Below are 18,971 nucleotides of genomic sequence, written 5' to 3'. Positions count from 1 at the left end.
TTCCGATCGTCACGTCGAGCGCGCGAGAGCGTCTACCCCCCGGATCGGCCGTTTTTGCCGCCATCCCCGGTTGACGAGCGTCCAGATCCGACGCGCGTCGACCTGCCGTTTCTGGACGGAATACAACCTTAAAGGGATAATATTCTACCATAATTTTGACGAGCGTCTACGGAATCCCTGAAAGTTTCGTCATTGTAAAGCCAACCCTTATACAGTGTGATTCCGCACAGTTCTCCCGTACTCTCCGAAACATTCGGAGACCAAAAACGCGCTCGGCTGAACGATCCGGAACCAGTCGGGCACTACACCGAAACACGACACATGCTCGAACTCACGCCGCTACAGACCGAGACCCAGACGCTGATCGACGCGATAAACAACGTGTGGATACTGGTCGTGACGTTCCTGATCTTCTTCATGCACGCCGGCTTCGCCATGCTGGAGGCGGGGCAGGTACGCTCGAAGAACGTCTCGAACCAGCTGACGAAGAACCTGCTGACCTGGAGCGTCGGCGTCACCGTCTTCTTCCTGATAGGCGCCGGCGTCGACAGCCTCGTCGGGACGGGGAGCTTCTCGCCGGCGTTCGCCGCCGGGTCCGCGGGCGACTGGATCGGCTGGCTCTACGGCGCCGTCTTCGCGATGACGGCGGCGACCATCGTCTCCGGCGCCGTGGCCGGCCGCGCGAAACTGCGCGCCTACGTCGGCTACACGTTCCTGCTGGCGGCGGTCATCTACCCGGTCGTCTCCGGCATGGCCTGGTACGCGACGGGCCTGCTCGGCGCCGACGGCGCCGTCGGCTCGGCCGTCGGCGCGGCCTTTACCGACTTCGCGGGCGGGACGGTCGTCCACGCGATGGGCGGCATCGCCGGGCTCACGGCCGCGTGGGTGCTCGGCCCGCGCATCGGCCGGTTCAACGACGACGGCTCGGCGAACGTCATCCCCGGTCACTCGATGACCTTCGCCGTGCTGGGCACGCTGATGCTCGCGTTCGGCTGGTACGGCTTCAACGTCGGCACCTCGGCGGTGTTCAACAGCGACAACGTCTTCGTCGTCGACCAGCTCGGTCGCGTCGCCCTGACCACCACGATCGCGATGGCCTGCGGCGCGATGGGCGCCGGCGCCGCTGCCGGCCTCAAGACGGGCAAGGTCGACACCCTCTACGTCGCCAACGGGCTGCTGGCCGGTCTCGTCGGCATCACCGCGATCCCCCACACGACGACGTGGTGGGGCGCGTTCCTCGTCGGCGGCGTCTCCGGCGTGCAGCTGCCCATCGTCTTCAGCTTCGTCGAGAAGCGCATGAACATCGACGACGTCTGCGCGGTCTTCCCCGTCCACGGGAGCGCGGGCGTCATCGGAACGCTCATGTACTCGTTCGTCGCGGTCGAGGCGTGGAACGGCTTCACGCCGAACGTCGGGTTCATGATCGAGGGCTTCGTCGCCCAGGTCGCGGGCGTCGCGATCATCACGGTCTGGACCGTCGGCACCACCGGCCTCATCTGGGGCGCGTTCAAGGCGCTCGGCCAGGCCCGCGTCAGCCGCGAACACGAGCAGGAGGGCCTCGACGTGAGCGAACACGGCGTCGAGACCTACCCCGAGTTCGGCGACGAGGGCGCGGCGGTCGCCGACGGCGGTTTCGTGAGTGATTCGAACGAAACCTCGTCGGAGCTCCGCTCCGACGGCGGGTTCGTGAGCGAAGAGAACCCCGTCCCCGCCGAACGCACCGCCGAGGAACGGAGTGACTGACCGATGACCGACGACACGCACACCGACGGTATCGACGCGGACGACCACGCGAACACGGACTCAACGATGACCGACAACGAGATTCGCACGGACGGCGGTCTGGAGAGCGAAGAGAATCAGACCTCGTCAGAGCTCCGCTCTGACGGCGGCGAGGAGGAACCGAACGACGGGGAGATCAAGATGGTGGTCGCGATGGTGCGGCCCGACAAGCTGGGCGACGTGAAGCAGGCGCTGGCGGAGATCGGCGCCCCGTCGCTGACGGTGACCAACGTCTCCGGCCGCGGCTCCCAGCCGGCGAAGAAGGGCCAGTGGCGCGGCGAGGAGTACGTCGTCGACCTCCACCAGAAGGTGAAAGTCGAGTGCGTCGTCGCGGACATCCCCGCCGACGACGTGGTCGACGCCATCGTCGAGGGCGCCAACACCGGCGAGAAGGGCGACGGCAAGGTGTTCGTCCTCCCCGTCGAGAGCGCCACGCAGATCCGCACGGGCAAGACCGGCCGGGACGCGGTCTGAGGCCCGGAGAGCCATGGTCGACATCGACGAGACGGACAGGCGGCTGGTCGACGCGCTGCTGGCCGACGGCCGCGCGAGCGCGAACGAGCTCGCCGACCGGGTCGGGATCGCCACCGCGACCGCGACCAAGCGCGTCCAGGCCCTCGAGGACGCGGGCGTCATCGACGGCTATCGCCCCGAGGTCGACTACGGCGCCTTCGGCTTCGAGGTGACCGCCGTCTTCAACCTCGACGTGGTCGGCTCCGGGATCGAGGCGGTCGTCGCCGACCTGGCCGGCGCGCGCAACATGGTCGGCGTCTACGAGGTCACCGGGAGCCAGGACGTGGTGGCCGTCGGCAAGTTCACCGACACGGCGTCGCTGAACGCCCGGATCAAGGAGCTGCTCGTCCGCGAGGAGGTCGAATCGGTCACCACGAACGTCGTGCTGGAGGTCGTCGCCGAGAACGACCCGCTCCCGCTCGCCGGGGACTGAGCGGGGACCGGGCGACCGCCGGATCGCCCGGGGCGACGCCGTTTTCCGGTCCGCCGGGTCGCGCCGTCGAGCCGACCTGCAGCCCCGGCGACGCCTCGCCGGCGGGCGACAGCCCGCGAGGGGTGAAGTGTAAGGTCTTAGTATTTGGGGCTGGGAGTACGCTGTACTATGAACGTCGCAGACGTAATGACGCCCCGCGAGGACCTCGTCACGGTCGAGTTGCCCGGTACCCGCGACGACGTCCTCGAGTACCTCCAGGAGCGGGCGTTCTCGTCGGTCCCGGTCGTCACCGAGGGCGACGACGGCGAACAGTTCCGCGGCCTCGTCTCCCGCGACGCCCTGATCGACCAGCCCGACGAGGACCAGCTCGCCATGCTCGTCGAGGAGGTCCCCACCACCGGCGCCGACGCGAGCCTCACGGAGCTGGCCGAGCTCATGCTCGCCGAGGGCGCCCGGCGGGTTCCCGTCGTCGACGGGCGGCTGGAGGGCATCGTCACCATCACCGACGTGGTCCGCGCCATCGCCACCGGCGACGTGGACGGCGAGGTGACCGTCGAGGGGCTCGCCCAGTCGGAGGTCAACTGCGTCTACGAGGGGGCGCCCCTGCCCGTCGCCGAGCGGGAGCTGTCCCACGCCGACGCCCCCTACGGCGTCGCGCTCGACGACGCCGGCGAGACCAGCGGGATGATCACCGAGGTCGACATCATCGACGTGGCCCGCGTCGTCGAGGGGGAGGAGGAGACCGGCGACAGCCTCGCCGCCGACGACGACGACTGGAAGTGGGAGAGCGTCAAGGCCGTCGGCTCCCGCTACATGCCCACCCGCAACGTCGAGATCCCGGCCGGTCCCGTCTCTGAGTTCATGACCGCCGACCTGGTCACCATCAGCGGCCGCCGCACCGCACAGGACGCCGCCCAGCTGATGATCGAACACGACATCGAGCAGATCCCGCTGGTCTCCGGCGACGACCTGACCGGCGTCGTCCGGGACATGGACCTGCTGGAGGCGCTTCGATGAGCGAGGGCGAGCAGCGGAGCGGCGCGGACGGCGCGAGCGACGACCGGAGCGGCGATCTCACCGAGCTCGCCAAGCGGCGGGGGTTCTTCCTGCAGAGCGCCGGCGCCTACGGCGGCGTCTCCGGCTTCTACACGTTCGGTCCCAACGGCGCGAGCCTCAAGGACAACGTCGAGGACTCCTGGCGCGGCCGGTTCACGGTCCGGGAGGGCAACATGGAGATCGACGCCCCCACCGTCATGCCCGAACCCGTCTTCGAGGCGTCGGGCCACCTCGACGGCTTCGACGACATGCTCGTCGAGTGTCCCGACTGCGGCGAGTCCCACCGCGCCGACCACGTCGTCGAGGACAACACCGACTACGAGGAAGCGGAGGGCCTCGGCCCCGACCGGGTCGGCGAGATCATCGCCGAGTACGAGCTCGTCTGCCCGACCTGCGGGACGGCCCTGGCCGGCCAGGCCATCGAGGACTTCAACCTCATGTTCGAGACGACGATTGGTCCCGGCTCCTCCTCGCCGGGCTACCTGCGGCCCGAGACCGCCCAGGGCATCTTCGTCGAGTTCCCCCAGCTGAAGGAGTACGCCCGCAACCAGCTGCCGTTCGGCGTCACCCAGATCGGCCGCGCCTACCGCAACGAGATCAGCCCCCGGAAGTCGCTGCTTCGCGTCCGGGAGTTCACCCAGGCCGAACTCGAGCTGTTCGTCGACCCCGAGAGCGACGAGGGGCCGGATCTGGAGTCCGTCGAAGACGTGGTCGCGCCCTTCTACGGGATCGACCAGCAGGAGAACGACGACGGCGACCCCCTCGAGATCACCGTCCGCGAGGCCCACGACCGCGGGCTGGTCGCCGACCCGTGGATCGCCTACTACCTGGGCGTCGCCGCCGAGTGGTACGAGTCCATCGGCGTCGACATGGACCGGTTCCGCTTCCGCCAGCACCTCTCCGGCGAGCGGGCCCACTACGCCGCGGACTGCTGGGACGCCGAGGCCGAGGTCGACGGCGACTGGATCGAACTCGCTGGCTTCGCCTACCGCTCGGACTACGACCTGTCGAAACACGACGAGTACTCCGACGACGACTTCACCGTCTTCCGGCAGTACGACGAGCCGGTCACCGTCGAGCGACCCACCGTCGACCCCGACATGAGCTACCTCGGCCCCGAGTTCGGCGGCGCCGCCGGCGACGTGGCCGACGCGCTGGCGGACCTCGCCGACGAAGACCCCGACGCCTTCCGCGAGGCCGAGGAAGACGCCGACGGCGAGGGCACCGTCACCGTCGAGGTCGACGGCGACTCGTACGAGGTGCCGGTGAGCCAGACCGGCTTCGCCGTCGAGGAGGTCACCGAGTCGGGCGAGCACTTCCTGCCCCACGTCGTCGAGCCGTCGCTGGGTATCGACCGCGCGCTGTACACGGTGCTGGACCACTGCTACCGCGAGGACGAGGTCGACGGCGAGGAGCGGACGTTCCTCGAACTCCCCGCGGAGGTGGCGCCGACGACCGTCGGCGTCTTCCCGCTGATGGACCGCGACGGGCTGGGCGAGCGCGCCCGCGAGGTCGCCGCGGACCTGCGCGAGCGGGGCCTGTCGGTCGCCTACGACGACTCGGGCGCCATCGGCCGGCGCTACCGCCGCCAGGACGAGGTCGGCACCCCCTTCTGCGTCACCGTCGACTACGCGACCATCGGCGAGGCCCGCGACGACGACGAGGGCGAGCCCGGCACCGTGACGGTCCGCGAACGGGACACCACCGCCCAGCGGCGGATCCCGATCGAGGACCTGGCCGACACGCTCGAAGCGCTGCGCGACGGCGACCTCGCGTTCGCGGACCTGTAGCTCCAGCCGCGGCGGACGCCGCGGACCGACACCCATGCGCGACGAGATACTCCGGCGGCTGGTCCACGCGAGCGGGACAGCGGTGCCGCTCGCGTACCTGTTCGTGCCGGGGATCGAGTGGATCCACGTCCAGGGGCTGCTGATCGGCGGCCTGCTCGTCGCGCTGGTCCTGGAGGTCGTCCGGCTGGTCGTCGGGCTGGACTGGTGGGTCTACGAGAAGCTCACCCGCGAGTACGAGCAGGACAACCTCGCCGGCTACTTCCTGGCAGTGTTCAGTATGGCGGCGGTGGCGCTCGCGTTCGAGCCGACCATCGCCGTGCCCGCCATCCTGATGCTGACCGTCGCCGACCCCGTTTCGGGGCTGCTGGGCTCGGGCGAGTTGCGCGCCGCCAAGGAGGTGACCGTCCTGCTGGTCACCTTCGCCGTCGCGACGCTGCTGGCGGTCCCGTTCGTCACGCCCCTGGCGGCCGTCCTCGGGGGCGCCGCCGCCACTGTCGCCGACGGCATCAAGCCCGTGATCCGCGGCTACGTCATCGACGACAACCTCTCGATCCCCGTCGCCAGCGCCGTCGCGATGGCCCTCGCCGTCGAGTTCCTCCCCGCCAGCCCGCTCTGAGTGGCCGGTCGCGGTCGGCGTGTCCGTCGGGCGCGACCACGAGCAGTCCGAGCGGATCGACCGCGGGTGATCCGTCACGCGACTGCGAGGCTTGCCACGGCAGGCCCGCCGTTCATCGGTCGCGCCCGGCAAGCCCGGGTATGCTCGACGACCCGGACTGGCAGGACTACCTCGGGACGGTCGTCCGCGACCGCGGGAAGCCGATCGGGACCGTCGTCGACTTCGACGCCGAGCGCGGGGAGTTCTACCTCGAACCCTCGCCGGAGATCGACCGGAACACCTGGGACGGGCTGGGCTGGGGCGACCGCGCCGACTACGACCGCAACTGGGAGGACGTGGACTACGACCGGTGGCGGGCGGGCGACAGCGACCTCCCCGTCGCCTACGACGAGTGGCCCTGTACCCTCCCGAACGCCCGGCTCGAAGAGAGCGAGGACGGCGAGGAACTGCGGCTGGTCAGCGCGACGTGAATCGGGACGTGAGACGGCGAACACCCACGTTTCAGTTCCGCCGCGGTACCTGAAGCCTTATCGGGCGGCGGGGCCAACCACGGACAAATGGCGACGACCGACGAGGCCGAGGGGGTGTCGGGGCCGCTCCTCGTGGACGGCTTCCTCGAGGACCGGACCTACCAGCGAAAGCTGGCCGACGCGGCCCTGGAGACCCACACCCTGGTCTGTCTCCCGACCGGCCTCGGCAAGACGACGGTGAGCCTGCTGGTCACCGCCGAGCGGCTGGCCGGCGACGCCGTCAACAAGTCCCTGCTGCTCGCGCCGACCAAGCCGCTGGTCACCCAGCACGCCGAGTTCTACCGCGAGGCGCTGGAGGTACCCGACGACGAGATCGTCGTCTACACCGGCGACACCCGGCCCGACGACCGCGCGGACCTGTGGTCGGGCGCCCGGGTCGTCGTCGCGACCCCCGAGGTCGTCGAGAACGACCTCGTCGGGAACCGGGTCGACCTGACCGACGTGGTCCACTGCACCTTCGACGAGTGCCACCGCGCGACCGGCGACTACGCGTACAACTACATCGCCGAGCGCTACCACGACGAGGCCCGCGACCCGCTGGCGACCGGGATGAGCGCCTCCCCCGGCGACGACGAGGAGGCCATCCTCGAGGTCTGCGGCAACCTCGGGCTCGCCCAGGTCGAGGTGATGACCGAGGACGACGCCGACGTGGCCGCCTACACCCACGAGACCACCGTCGACTGGGAGCGCGTCGAGCTCCCGGAGACGGTGATCGAGATCCGCGACGCGATCAACGACGTCATCGAGGACCGGCTCTCGAAACTGCGCGAGTTGGGCGTCACGAACACGAGCAAGCCCGACGTGTCCGAGCGCGAGATCCAGAAGATCCAGGGCAAGCTCCGGGACCTGATGAACAACGACCAGTCGGAGGGCTACGAGGGGATGAGCCTCCTCGCGGAGGTGCGAAAACTCCGGACCGCCGTCACGTACGCCGAGACACAGAGCGTCGAGAGCCTCCGGCGGTACTTCGAGCGGCAGAAGCAGGCCGCCCGTTCGTCGGGCGCGTCGAAGGCCGACCAGCGGATGGTCTCCGAGCCCAAGGTCCGGGAGGCGATCCGCCGCGCGGAGGAGTACGACGACCTGCACCCGAAGTTCCGGCGGACGCGGATGCTGATCGCCCAGACGCTCGGCATCGAGGACGGCGAGCGGGTCATCGTCTTCACCGAATCGCGCGACACCGCGGAGACGCTGACGGATTTCCTCGGCGAGCACTTCCAGACCCGCAAGTTCGTCGGCCAGTCCGACACCGAGGGCAGCGACGGGATGACCCAGAACGAACAGCAGGAGACGCTAGACGAGTTCCGCGCCGGGGAGTTCGAGGTGCTCGTCTCCACGTCCGTCGCCGAGGAGGGGCTGGACGTGCCGGAGGTCGACCTGGTGCTGTTCTACGAGCCCGTCCCGACCGCCATCCGCGCGATCCAGCGGAAAGGGCGGACCGGCCGCCAGACCGAGGGCGCGGTGTCGGTGCTGCTCGCGGAGGACACCCGCGACGAGGCGTACTTCTGGAAGGCGCGCAACGACCAGAAGCGCATGGAGGAGGAGCTGCGCTCGCTGAAGTCGATGGCCGGCGAGATCGAGAGCGAACTCACCCAGACCGGGATGGACGAGTTCGCCGCGGCCGGCGCGGAGGAGATACCCGGCGATCAGCCGGCTCCACACGAAACGGGGGGCGAAGCGGCGAGCGACGGTGAGGAGGTCGCAACCGGGTCGGAGGACGACGCAACCGAGGCGGAGGGAGCCGAAGCCGAACCGGAGGAGTCCGCAACCGCCTCGCAGCCGTCCGTCGGCGGCGGTGAGGGCGCCGGCGGCGACACCGATGGCGACAATACCGGCGGTGACGACGATGGCCAGGCGGGACTCGACGCGTTCGCGGGGGAAGCGGACCCGGACGAGAGCGGCGACGACTCCGCCGACCGCGACGAGCCCGACGGGGAAGTGGCGACCGCGAGCGCGGACGACGAGACCGTCGAGGTCGTCGTCGACCAGCGGGAACTCGACGCGTCGATCGCGAAGGACCTCTCGCGGCAGGACGGGGTGGAGACGCGTCTGGAGACGCTGGCGGTCGGCGACTACGTGCTCTCCGACCGGGTGGTCGTCGAGCGCAAGACCGTCGCGGACTTCCTCGACACGCTGACCGGCGGCGACGAGCGCTCGCTGTTCGAGCAGCTCACCGACGCCGCCCGCTACTACGCCCGGCCGGTCGTCGTCATCGAGGGCGAGGACCTCTACGGCGAGCGCAACGTCCACCCCAACGCGATCCACGGGGCGCTGGCCTCCATCGCCGTCGACTTCGGCGCGAGCGTCCTCCGGACGAGCGACGAGGGGGAGACGAGGGACCTGCTGGCGACCGTCGCGAGCCGCGAGCAGGAAGAGGAGGACCGGACCGTCAGCGTCCACGGCGAGAAGAGCTCGAAGACGCTGGCCGAACAGCAGGAGTACGTCGTCGGCAGCGTCGCCGAGGTGGGACCGGTGACCGCCGAGTCCCTGCTCGCGGAGTTCGGCAGCGTCGAGGCGGTGATGACCGCCGACGCCGACGAGCTCACGGCGGCCGACGGCGTCGGCGAGGTCACCGCCGAACGTATCCGCGAAGTGGTGGGAAGCGACTACGACGGCTGATCCCGGCGGTCGACCGCCGGACCCGACTGCGGTATCCCGGTCCGAGCACCCCTTCGTTTCGAGTCGAGATTTTGAACAATCCGAACAACGATTACCCCTGGGTTCGAAGCCGACGACAGCAGGGGGCTACAGATGAGCGACGGCATGCAATGGATCGTCAGGTTCGAGTTGCCGAACGGGGGACCAGGGCCGGATACGGTCGCGAGCGAGGACCTCGCGGCCGAGTTCGACGCCGTGGTCGTGCTCCTGTTGCGAGACCACTACTGTCAGGTATCCCGCGAGCGCGCCACGGCCTACAGCGAGGCGTTCGACGAGTTCGCCGCCGAGGACGTGGCCGTCGTCGGCGCGCTCCCGGACACCGCCGAGCGGGCCGGCTACTGGCGGCGCCGCTACGACCTGACCTATCCCGTCCTCGCCGACTCCTCGGAGGGCCCGGCCGCCGACGCCGGCGCCGGCGCCGACGCCGGGGCGGCGACGGCGATGACCGACGGGACGCCGCGGTTCGACGCCTTCGCGGACATCGAAGTCGGCGTCGACACGCTGCCGGGGATCGGCGTCCTCGACACCCGCCAGCAGTTCCCGCGACTCGTCCACACCGAGGGCGGCGAGACCCTCCAGGAGTGTCCGGGCCCAGAGGAAGCGCTCGACGCCGCCCGGGACGCGCTCGGGACGTGAGGACGGAGATCCGCGGGAAGGGGGAACCCGCGGTGGAGAGGTTCTCCGGACGGTCGTTCGTGGTGGGGAAATTCTTCGCGGTGTGACGGCGCGTCTCAGTACGACCCCGAGAGCGCGCCGAGGGCCTCGGCCGCCTCGCGCGCGGCCGCGAGGTGGTCGCGGGCGCGACGGGGGTCCTCGCAGTTCTCCGCGCGCTCGGCCTGCTTGCGGAGCGTCCGGACCAGCGACGCGCGGGCTGCACCGAACTCGTCGTCCGACTCGCCGGCGACCGGAGCGTCCGCCGGTTCGGACGGCGACGGGGTCCGGGACCGACGCTCCTGCGACTGACCGGCCCGACCTCCCGACTGGGGCGGCTGTCGCTGGTCCTGCTGGTGCTGGCTCTGCCGGCGCTGGTTCGGCTGTTCCGTGCCCGTCGGCCGGTCGGCGTTCGCGGACTGGCCGGTGTCCGTCGGCTGACCGGTGTCCGCGTTCCGCTGACCGGCGTCCGCGTTCGACTCCTGGGCGCGCGACTGGTCGCTCCCGGAGTCGTCGGCGCCGGTCCGGACCGCGGGCCCGTCGGGCTGTTTGATCTCGATGTGACCGGGCGTGTCGCCGTTCTGGGCCTCCGCAGGTCGATCGGCGCTCGTGTCGCCCGCGTCGGCGGCGCCCTGGTCGGCCCCCCCTGTGTCGGCCGTGGCGCCCTCGTCGGGTGTCTGGACGGGCTCGTCGACCTGTCCGTCGTCCTCGGCGGCCTCCTCGACGGCCTCGTCGTTCGTGACCACGCGCTGGCAGGTGGGGCAGAACTCGTCGCCGTCGTAGCGGAAGATGGGGTCGCCGCAGTCGTTGCAGTGGGCGTTGGTCATCGTCGCGCCCTTCAGCAACAGATCGCTCATCCGCTCGCTGGCCTCCCGCTTCTGTTTGTCCTGTTCGTACTTTTCGCGGAGCCGCTCCCGTTCGGCCTCCTTGTCGAAGTCGCTCATACCCGTAGGATACCGGCCGCTCCCAAAAAGGCCGTCGCCACGGCCGCCCGAGCGACGGCCCGACCGTTCGCCGTCGTTATCGACACCTGTCGAACACAGAATGGACGAACGACGGCCCCAGCGGACGGGTTTCGATACTTTTACCCCCGGAACGTGGGAACAGATCACGTGATATGACGAAAGTCAGCATCGTCGGTGCGGCAGGCACCGTCGGGGCGGCAGCGGGGTACAACCTTGCGCTCCGGGACATCGTCGACGAGCTGGTGTTCGTGGACATCCCGGACAAGGAAGACGAGACGGTAGGCCAGGCGGCCGACACCAACCACGGCGTCGCCTACGACTCGAACACGACCGTCCGGCAGGGCACCTACGAGGACACCGCCGGCTCGGACGTGGTGGTCATCACGGCCGGCATCCCGCGGTCGCCCGGCCAGACCCGCATCGACCTGGCGGGCGACAACGCGCCGATCATGGAGGACATCGGCTCCTCGCTGGCCGAGCACAACGACGACTTCGTGACGGTGACGACCTCGAACCCCGTCGACCTGCTCAACCGCCACCTCTACGAGACGGGCGACCGGGCTCGCGAGAAGGTGGTCGGCTTCGGCGGCCGGCTCGACTCCGCGCGCTTTCGCTACGTCCTCTCCGAGCGGTTCGACACGCAGGTCGGCAACGTCGAGGCGACGATCCTCGGCGAGCACGGCGACGCGCAGGTCCCCGTCTTCTCGAAGGTCCGCGTCGACGGCCGCGACCCCGACTTTTCCGCCGACGAGCGCGAGGAGATCCTCGAAGACCTCCAGGAGTCGGCGATGGACGTCATCGAGCGGAAGGGCGCGACCCAGTGGGGCCCCGCGACGGGCGTCGCCCACACCGTCGAGGCCATCCTCCGGGACACCGGCGAGGTGCTCCCCTGCTCGGTCGCCCTCGACGGCGAGTTCGGCTACGACGACACGGCCTTCGGCGTCCCAGTCAAGCTCGGGTCCGACGGCGTCGAGGAGGTCGTCGAGTGGGAACTCTCCGAGTACGAACGCGACCTGATGGACGACGCGGCCGAGAAGCTCTCCGACCAGTACGGGCGGATGACGAGCGAGGAGTGACCGGCGGACTCCGGCGGGCGAGGCGGGTCGGATCGGGGCGAACCTGACGGCCGAATCCCGGCCGGCCGAACACCGGGATTCGGCCGGGCACCGGGGTCAACCGCCCCGCTGGGGATCCGGCCGGTCGGTTCGGCGCTCGCGGCGCCCCTCGTCGAGTGCGTCGTCGGACACTCGCTCGTCGAGCAGTGAGGCCCACTCCTCGAGGTGCGATCGCTGGCGAGTCACGGGTACCCCTCCGTTGGGACGAGTATCGACGGCCGAGAGTATAACGATTGTGCCTGCACGCGTGACCGCCGGACGGCAGCGGGTCGGCGGTTGATCCCCGTCCCGAATCTGTTCGCTGGACGGGGTCCGCCCCTGCTCCCGAAGCGTCACGGCCCTGCTCTCGAACCGTGTTCGACCCTGCTCCCAAAGCGTGTTCGACCCTGCTCCCGGAGCGTGTTCGTCCACCGCGCTCAGAACGGGTACCGGCGCGGTTCGCGCTGGACGGATACCCACTTGGGCTCGGTGAACTCCCGGAGCGCCGCCTCGCCGTTGTAGCGGCCGATCCCCGAGGCCTTCGTCCCGCCGAACGGGACGTGCGGTTCCTCGTTGATCGGCTGGTCGTTGACGTGGACCATCCCGGCGTCGACCCGGTCGGCGACCCCCTCCGCGCGGCCGAGGTCGCCGCCGAAGACCGCGGCCGCGAGGCCGTACTCGGTGTCGTTGGCCAGTTCGACGGCCTCGTCGTCGTCCGCGAACGCGATCACGGGCGCGACCGGGCCGAAGTGCTCGTCACACGCCGCGGGCATGTCGTTGGTCACTCCCGAGAGGACGGTCGGGGCGACCACGAGCGACTCGTCCGCGTCGAGGTCCTCGGTCGCAACGGGTTCGCCCCCCGTTTCGAGTGCGGCGCCGGCGTCGACGGTATCCTCGACGAATCCGAGGACGCTGTCGCGCTGGCGCTCGTCGACGAGCGGGCCGACGACGGTGTCCTCGTCGTGGGCGCTCCCGGCCGGAAGCGCTTCGAGGCGGTCGGTCAGCCGGTCGACGTACTCGTCGACCAGCGACTCGTGGACGAGGTGGCGGTTGATCGAGATGCAGGCCTGGCCGCTGTGGTAGACGGTGCCGTAGACGGCCGCGTCGACCGCCCGGTCGAGGTCTGCGTCGGCGAGGACGACGAACGGCGCGTTGCCCCCGAGTTCGAGCGCGGGGAGCGCCATCGAGTCGACCGCCCGCTTGCCGACGCGGGTGCCCACCTCGGTGGAGCCGGTGAACGCGACCACGTCGGCCTCGGCGTGACCCGACACGGGATCCCCGATCTCGTCGTCCCGGCCAGTGACGACGTTGAGCAGCCCCGGGTCGAGTCCCGACTCCTCGAACAGCCGGGCGAGGGCGAGCCCGCCGGAGACCGGCGTGGCCGGTGCGGGTTTGAGGACGACGGCGTTGCCGAGCGCGAGCGCCGGCGCGACCGCGCGGACCGCGAGACTCAGCGGGAAGTTCCACGGCGTGATGACCGCGACGACCCCCGCGGGGACCCGCTTGACCTGGTTGTCCTTCCCCGCGATCAGCGAGTCGCGGTACTCCCCGGAGAGGCGGGTGGGAAGACTCGCGGCCTCCTGTGCCATCCCCTTCGCCGTCATCACCTCGAACTTCGCCTTCGTCGCGGTGCTCCCCGACTCGGCGGTCAGAAGCGCCACGAAATCCTCGAAGTAGTCGTCGACGGCGTCGACGAATCCCCGGAGTACCGACGCCCGCCGGTGGGGCGGCGTGTCGGCCCACTCGGGCTGAGCGGCGGCGGCCGCTTCGAACGCCCGGTCGATGTCGTCGGAGGTGCCCGCGGGGACCGTCGCGGCCGGCTCCCGGGTCGACGGGTCGACGACCTCGATACCGTCGCGGTCACCCCGGTCGAGCCACTCGCCGTCGACGTACTGGACTCCCCAGTCGCTCTCGATGGAGAGCGACCCCTCCGACGGGTCTGTCTCCTGGTGTGCCATGCGCTAGCGTACTCGGTAAGCAGGCAAAAAGATCGTGATGGTTACGCGGTTTCGGCAGGTGATATCGCGGCCGGGACCGATAGTCGGGAGAGGACAGTCGAGTCGAAAGCGGGGGTGCGGCGCAGGAGGGGGCTCAGGCGTCGGCCTGGCGCCAGGTCTCGGGCACCTGGATGCTGTAGCGCCCGTCTTCCTGGAGCGCGATGATGTACTCCTCGCGGTCGTACAGCTCCATCAGGTTGAGTTCGTACTGACCGGGCTCGACGACGCGGATGCTCTCGAACTGGTCGTTGAGTTCCTCGCGGAGTTCGGCGAGGTCCGGCCGGTCGGCCCGTTCGGCGTCCGGCTGTTCGGCGACCGGGCGGTCGGGTTCCTCGGCGCGCTCGGCGTCCTGCCCGTCGGCGGGTTCGCCGGCCGCCGCGTCTCCGTTCGCTATCGGGGTGTCGACCTCGCTGGTCTCGGCGGTCGCGTCGTCGCTGTCCGCCGCCTCGAACCCCTCGCTATCGGGCATCTCGTCGGGGTCGACCAGCTGGCTGCGCGCGTCGGCCTGGGCGGTGTCCTCGGTCCCGGGGTCGGACTCCGCGACGATGATATCGTCGTCCCCGCCCGCCAGTCCGTCCGCGGGGTCAGGGGCATCTGCCGGGTCGGGCGCGTTCGCGGGGTCGGAGGTATCGGCAGTCGCCGCCGAACTCGTCTCGGCCGCCCCGGACTCCGCCGGGGGGCGCGCCTCGGTGGCGTCGCTGCCGGCCGAACCGCCGACCAGGTCCCGGACCGTCGCGGCGGCGTTGCCGACCGTCCGGCTCACGGAGTCGCCCGGCCGATCCGTCGGCTCCGGCGGCGAGTCCGGCGTCGAACCGGGAGCCCCGCCGTCGTCCGGACCAGTCGAACTGCTCGCGTCGTCGCCGGGCGAGTCGTCGAAGCCGTCGGGGCGGAACTGGAACTTCGTGCCGCCACACTCCGGACACCCCGACAGCATCTCCTTGGAGCCGTCGGCGAACGTCCGGTCGCAGTTCGTACACTGGTGGGGCATACCTTGGCTATTTCCGCGAGACGAGCGCGCTGATGAGAGTTTCGTCCTTGTGGAGCGTCTCGATCTGGTTGGCCGGCCCGATCACCGTGAGCTTCTTGGTCTCCTCCTTGCCCATGAGGCGGCCGAGCAGGCTCGAGTCGTCGGCCTGGGACTTGGGGTAGGTCTCGATCTCGATGCCGTTGAACTCGTCGGGGCTGATCTCGGTCATGGTGACCTCGATGAGCCGCGACTCCTCGTCGGGCGTGAGGCCGGCCTCGAGGATGACGATGTTGTTGTCCCGGACGCCGTCGAGGATCATCCGGATCTTCTCCATCGTCGTCTTGCCGTCCATGCGCTCGGCGCTGATCAGGTCGATCTGCACTCCGTCTTCGTCTTCGGGGTGTTTGGCTTCGGCCATGGTTGTCACCCGAAGTACTCCGCGATCTGGTCGTACACTTCGTCCATGTTGTCACCTTCGAGGGCCGACAGCTCCGTCGTCTCGTGTTGCGGGAACGCGTTGCGGATCCGCTGGACCGACGACTCCTCCAGGTCGATCTTGTTCGCCAGGATCAGCACGGGCAGGTCCTGGCTCTCGATGATCCCGATGAGCATCGTGTTGACCTGGGTGAACGGGTCCTCCGTGGAGTCGAGCACGTAGATGACCCCGTCGACGTCCTCCCGGAGCCAGTGCATCGCCTCCGCGACGCCCTCCGTCGCCTCCCGCGAGCGGCGGACCGCGTCGTCTTTCTCCATGTCGTGTTCGAGAAACTCCGTGTAGTCGACCTTCGTCGTCACGCCAGGCGTGTCGACGATGTCGATGTTGACCGTCTTGCCGTCGCGCTCGATCTCGACGTCTTCCTTCCTGCGAGCCCGGCGCGTCTCGTGGGGAACGTGACTCTCCGGGCCGACCGCGTCGCCGGTCCAGTCCCGGGCGATGCGGTTGGCCAGCGTCGTCTTCCCCGCGTTCGGCGGGCCGTAGATGCCGATACGTTTCGGGTCCTCCTCCGAGAACAGCGTCGACGCCGCCCTCGAAATGCTGTCTTTGAGCTCTGTGAACAGTCCCATCCTATCCTCCTGCGCCGCGGCGGCGCATCTGAGCGAATAAGCCGCTCCGACTCACTTAAGCCTACGTCAGACATATATAAATATCCGGATAGAACGGAGGGATTCGCTCGATTTACGGTCCCTTCCGCTGATTTACGGAGTCGGCCGCGACTGCCGCTCTTTCCGGGTCAACCGCGACTACAGCAGGAAGCCACCAGTCTGGGTATCGGACGGAGACCAGAAGGGACCGCCCGCCGAGGAGCGGTCCGGAATGTCGACTGAGAACGGGTCCGACGGTTGGGCGAGAACGGGTCGAACGGTTGCCGAGACCGGTTCGGATGGTTGACCGACCGCTCCGGTGACCGAACGAGCTGGGATCGGACGATTCGACGGGCGGAAACCCGACCCCCACCCCTTCGTTTCAACTGGAACGGGGGCCGCCCGTGGGGGTGGTTCGAGGAGCGGTCGAACCCGTTGCTACTTCGGGGTCGGAATCGGATGCGTGTCGGTCATTCTAGATTTGTCTAGAATAACCTGTGGTGATTTCAGGATAACTAGAGGGTATAGATCCTCTACAACTAGACACGAACGTAGACGAAATATTGTTTTCTCTCTGGTGCGGGTTTGGTTTTACGGTCTAGATAGTAAATCTTTCTCTCTAGCAGGCTCGGGTGATCCCGCTGGGACCCCCCACCCCCTCTTGTCGCGTTCCACCCGAAACGAAGGGGTGGGGGTGTTCCGCCGGTTCGTGTTCGATACCAGTCACAGATCGCGGCGGCTGGACCGCCGTCCGATCTCCCGGTCACTCCGGTTGTCGGTTCGACCGACGAAATCGCCCGAATATACGCGCTAACGTCCGTTCGCTGGACGATCGCGGCTGGACTCCGATCACCCCTGCGACGGTCACCGAAATATTTAATATCGTATCAACCACGGGTTCTTGTGGTTCAACTGGACTCGCCGTAATCTTCGAGATCGACTGAACACGGCGATATCATCGACTGGAGTCGCGCTCTGCGGGTGCGCGGCGACACTTCCAGGCGAAACGGAGGGGTTCGGATACGCGGTACTACAACGACTACGATGAACGGGGACGACACAGACCAGGACACGACGCTCGATTCACAGCGGTTCGTGGATGGAGCGGGCGAGGACGGCGAACAGGCACCCCCGACGGCGGACGGGGAAGAATCGACCGGGCGCGACGGCGACCGACAGACAGACGACGGGGGGAGTTCGACGGACGGCGACTCGGGGAACGGCGACTCCCAGGGAGACGACTCGCCGGGGGACGATTCACCCGGCGACGACTCGTCGGACGCTGACCCGGCGTCCCCCGAAGGGGGCGACCCGTCGAGTAGCGTCCGGGGGAGCGTCGGGTCCGCCGACGTCGACCTCGACGCCGGGGGCGATGGGGTCGACTCGTCGGTGCTCGACGACGTGATGCTCGACGACGTGGGCTCGGAGGACACCGAGGAGGCCTCCCAGGGGCTGTTCGACGACCTGCTGGCCGGCGACCCCATCTTCGAGAACAAGGAGGTCCTCCGACCGTCCTACACGCCGCGCAAGCTTCCCCACCGCGAGGAGCAGATCAACAACATGGCGACCATCCTCGTGACCGCGCTCCGGGGAGACTCCCCGTCGAACATCCTCATCTACGGGAAGACGGGGACGGGCAAGACCGCCAGCGCGAAGTTCGTCAGCACGGAACTGGAATCTACCTCCCAGAAGTACGAGGTCCCCTGCGAGGTCGAGTACATCAACTGCGAGGTCACGGACACGCAGTACCGCGTGCTCGCCCAGCTGGCCAACAAGTTCATCGAGAAAAACGAGGCGGTCATCGACGAGGAGCTCGACGAGCTCGCGGACCTGCGCGAGCGCGCACGGGACGATCCGACGGCCCTGGCGGACACCGAGTACGACTCGGCCGCCGCCGTCGAGGACCGCATCGAGCAGCTGGAGGACGACCGCGACTCCTTCGAGCAGGTCCCGATGACCGGCTGGCCCACGGACAGGGTCTACAGCACCTTCTTCGACGCCGTCGACTACCACGAGCGGGTGGTCGTCATCATGCTCGACGAGATCGACAAGCTCGTCGAGAAATCGGGCGACGACACCCTCTACAACCTCTCGCGGATGAACTCCGAGCTGGAGCGGTCGCGGGTCTCGATCATGGGCATCTCCAACGACCTGAAGTTCACCGACTTCCTCGACCCCCGCGTCAAGTCCAGCCTCGGCGAGGAGGAGATCGTCTTCCCGCCCTACGACGCCAACCAGCTGCGGGACATCCTCGAACACCGCGCCGAGGTCGCCTTCGAGGGTGACGCGCTCACCGACGACGTGATCCCCCTGTGTGCGGCCTTCGCCGCCCAGGAACACGGTGACGCCCGCCGAGCGCTCGATCTGCTCCGGACCGCGGGCGAACTCGCCGAGCGCGACCAGACCGACGACGTCAACGAGGACCACGTCCGCAAGGCCCAGGAGAAGATCGAGCTCGACCGGGTGGTCGAGGTGGTCCGCACCCTCCCCACCCAGTCGAAGCTCGTCCTGTTCGCGATCATCATGCTGGAGAAGAACGGCGTCCACAACATCAACACCGGCGAGGTGTACAACGTCTACCAGCGCCTCTGCGAGGAGATCGACGTCGACACGCTCACCCAGCGGCGGGTCACCGACCTCATCTCCGAACTCGATATGCTCGGTATCGTCAACGCCGTCGTCGTCAGCAAGGGCCGCTACGGCCGCACCAAGGAGATCTCCCTGTCGGTCCCCATCGAGGAGACCGAGGCCGTGCTCCTGTCGGACTCGCGGCTCTCGGACATCGAGGACACGCAGCCGTTCGTCCAGACCCGGTTCGACAGCGACAACTGAGCGGACA

At 68.8% G+C, this 18,971-nt stretch carries 16 protein-coding genes and 1 pseudogene; 11 read left to right on the top strand and 6 right to left on the bottom strand.

Translation table 11 applies throughout. The features are described 5' to 3' along the window. The first annotated feature begins 321 nt into the window (after positions 1-321). The 9 genes and pseudogenes from ACMGFG_RS18485 (at position 322) to ACMGFG_RS18445 (ending at position 10,011) form a co-directional block, all read left to right on the top strand. Positions 322-1,743, top strand: coding sequence for an ammonium transporter (locus ACMGFG_RS18485; RefSeq protein ID WP_436931788.1), 1,422 nt, complete (start codon positions 322-324; stop codon positions 1,741-1,743). A 78-nt stretch (positions 1,744-1,821) separates the two neighbouring features. Beyond that, positions 1,822-2,256 (top strand): annotated as a pseudogene (locus tag ACMGFG_RS18480) (P-II family nitrogen regulator); the annotation flags it as partial. Positions 2,257-2,269: 13 nt separating this feature from the next. Beyond that, positions 2,270-2,728, top strand: coding sequence for a winged helix-turn-helix transcriptional regulator (locus ACMGFG_RS18475; RefSeq protein ID WP_436931787.1), 459 nt, complete (start codon positions 2,270-2,272; stop codon positions 2,726-2,728). Positions 2,729-2,896: 168 nt separating this feature from the next. After that, complete coding sequence (locus ACMGFG_RS18470; protein ID WP_436931786.1) at positions 2,897-3,745, top strand: CBS domain-containing protein; 849 nt, start codon at positions 2,897-2,899, stop codon at positions 3,743-3,745. Next, complete coding sequence (gene glyS, locus ACMGFG_RS18465; protein WP_436931785.1) at positions 3,742-5,574, top strand: glycine--tRNA ligase; 1,833 nt, start codon at positions 3,742-3,744, stop codon at positions 5,572-5,574. Before ACMGFG_RS18470 ends, glyS begins: the two co-directional genes overlap by 4 nt. A gap of 34 nt (positions 5,575-5,608) precedes the next feature. Further along, a complete protein-coding gene (locus tag ACMGFG_RS18460) occupies positions 5,609-6,190 on the top strand; it encodes a dolichol kinase (protein ID WP_436931784.1) in 582 nt (193 codons plus the stop codon). A 140-nt stretch (positions 6,191-6,330) separates the two neighbouring features. Beyond that, on the top strand, positions 6,331-6,660 hold the full coding sequence (locus ACMGFG_RS18455; RefSeq protein WP_436931783.1) for a DUF8593 domain-containing protein: 330 nt from the start codon (positions 6,331-6,333) through the stop codon (positions 6,658-6,660). A gap of 87 nt (positions 6,661-6,747) precedes the next feature. Continuing rightward, positions 6,748-9,336 carry a DEAD/DEAH box helicase gene (locus ACMGFG_RS18450; RefSeq protein WP_436931782.1) on the top strand — a complete coding sequence of 863 codons (2,589 nt, stop codon included), beginning with the start codon at positions 6,748-6,750 and terminating at the stop codon, positions 9,334-9,336. A 132-nt stretch (positions 9,337-9,468) separates the two neighbouring features. Continuing rightward, complete coding sequence (locus ACMGFG_RS18445; RefSeq protein WP_436931781.1) at positions 9,469-10,011, top strand: redoxin domain-containing protein; 543 nt, start codon at positions 9,469-9,471, stop codon at positions 10,009-10,011. 95 nt (positions 10,012-10,106) lie between these two features. Here the strand turns inward: ACMGFG_RS18445 and ACMGFG_RS18440 are convergent, their stop codons facing one another. Then, the gene (locus tag ACMGFG_RS18440) at positions 10,107-10,970 is read right to left on the bottom strand and encodes an Sjogren's syndrome/scleroderma autoantigen 1 family protein (protein WP_436931780.1); all 864 of its coding nucleotides are present in this window, start codon (positions 10,968-10,970) and stop codon (positions 10,107-10,109) included. A 173-nt stretch (positions 10,971-11,143) separates the two neighbouring features. Between ACMGFG_RS18440 and mdh the strand changes: the two genes are divergently transcribed. Then, positions 11,144-12,067: a malate dehydrogenase gene (mdh, locus tag ACMGFG_RS18435; RefSeq protein ID WP_436931779.1), complete on the top strand. Its 924-nt coding sequence runs from the start codon at positions 11,144-11,146 to the stop codon at positions 12,065-12,067. Positions 12,068-12,163: 96 nt separating this feature from the next. Here the strand turns inward: mdh and ACMGFG_RS18430 are convergent, their stop codons facing one another. From ACMGFG_RS18430 to ACMGFG_RS18410, 5 genes are all read right to left on the bottom strand, one after another. Beyond that, entirely contained in the window at positions 12,164-12,292 is a 129-nt protein-coding gene (locus ACMGFG_RS18430; protein WP_436931778.1) for a hypothetical protein, read from the bottom strand. A 230-nt stretch (positions 12,293-12,522) separates the two neighbouring features. After that, entirely contained in the window at positions 12,523-14,043 is a 1,521-nt protein-coding gene (locus ACMGFG_RS18425; protein WP_436931777.1) for an aldehyde dehydrogenase family protein, read from the bottom strand. 133 nt (positions 14,044-14,176) lie between these two features. Then, positions 14,177-15,070 carry a Zn-ribbon domain-containing protein gene (locus tag ACMGFG_RS18420; protein ID WP_436931776.1) on the bottom strand — a complete coding sequence of 298 codons (894 nt, stop codon included), beginning with the start codon at positions 15,068-15,070 and terminating at the stop codon, positions 14,177-14,179. 7 nt (positions 15,071-15,077) lie between these two features. After that, a complete protein-coding gene (locus tag ACMGFG_RS18415; RefSeq protein WP_123535269.1) occupies positions 15,078-15,467 on the bottom strand; it encodes a DUF2073 domain-containing protein in 390 nt (129 codons plus the stop codon). A gap of 5 nt (positions 15,468-15,472) precedes the next feature. Further along, positions 15,473-16,114: an Era-like GTP-binding protein gene (locus ACMGFG_RS18410; protein WP_006882467.1), complete on the bottom strand. Its 642-nt coding sequence runs from the start codon at positions 16,112-16,114 to the stop codon at positions 15,473-15,475. Positions 16,115-17,176: 1,062 nt separating this feature from the next. Here ACMGFG_RS18410 and ACMGFG_RS18405 point away from each other — a divergent pair. Beyond that, entirely contained in the window at positions 17,177-18,964 is a 1,788-nt protein-coding gene (locus tag ACMGFG_RS18405) for a Cdc6/Cdc18 family protein (protein WP_436931775.1), read from the top strand. The last annotated feature ends 7 nt before the right edge of the window (positions 18,965-18,971 follow it).

It is taken from the genome of Halosimplex halobium, assembly GCF_051414055.1.
GTDB classification, from domain to species: domain Archaea; phylum Halobacteriota; class Halobacteria; order Halobacteriales; family Haloarculaceae; genus Halosimplex; species Halosimplex halobium.
The sequence above is the reverse complement of the archived record's forward strand: the minus strand, read 5'-3'. Positions and strand labels throughout refer to the sequence as shown.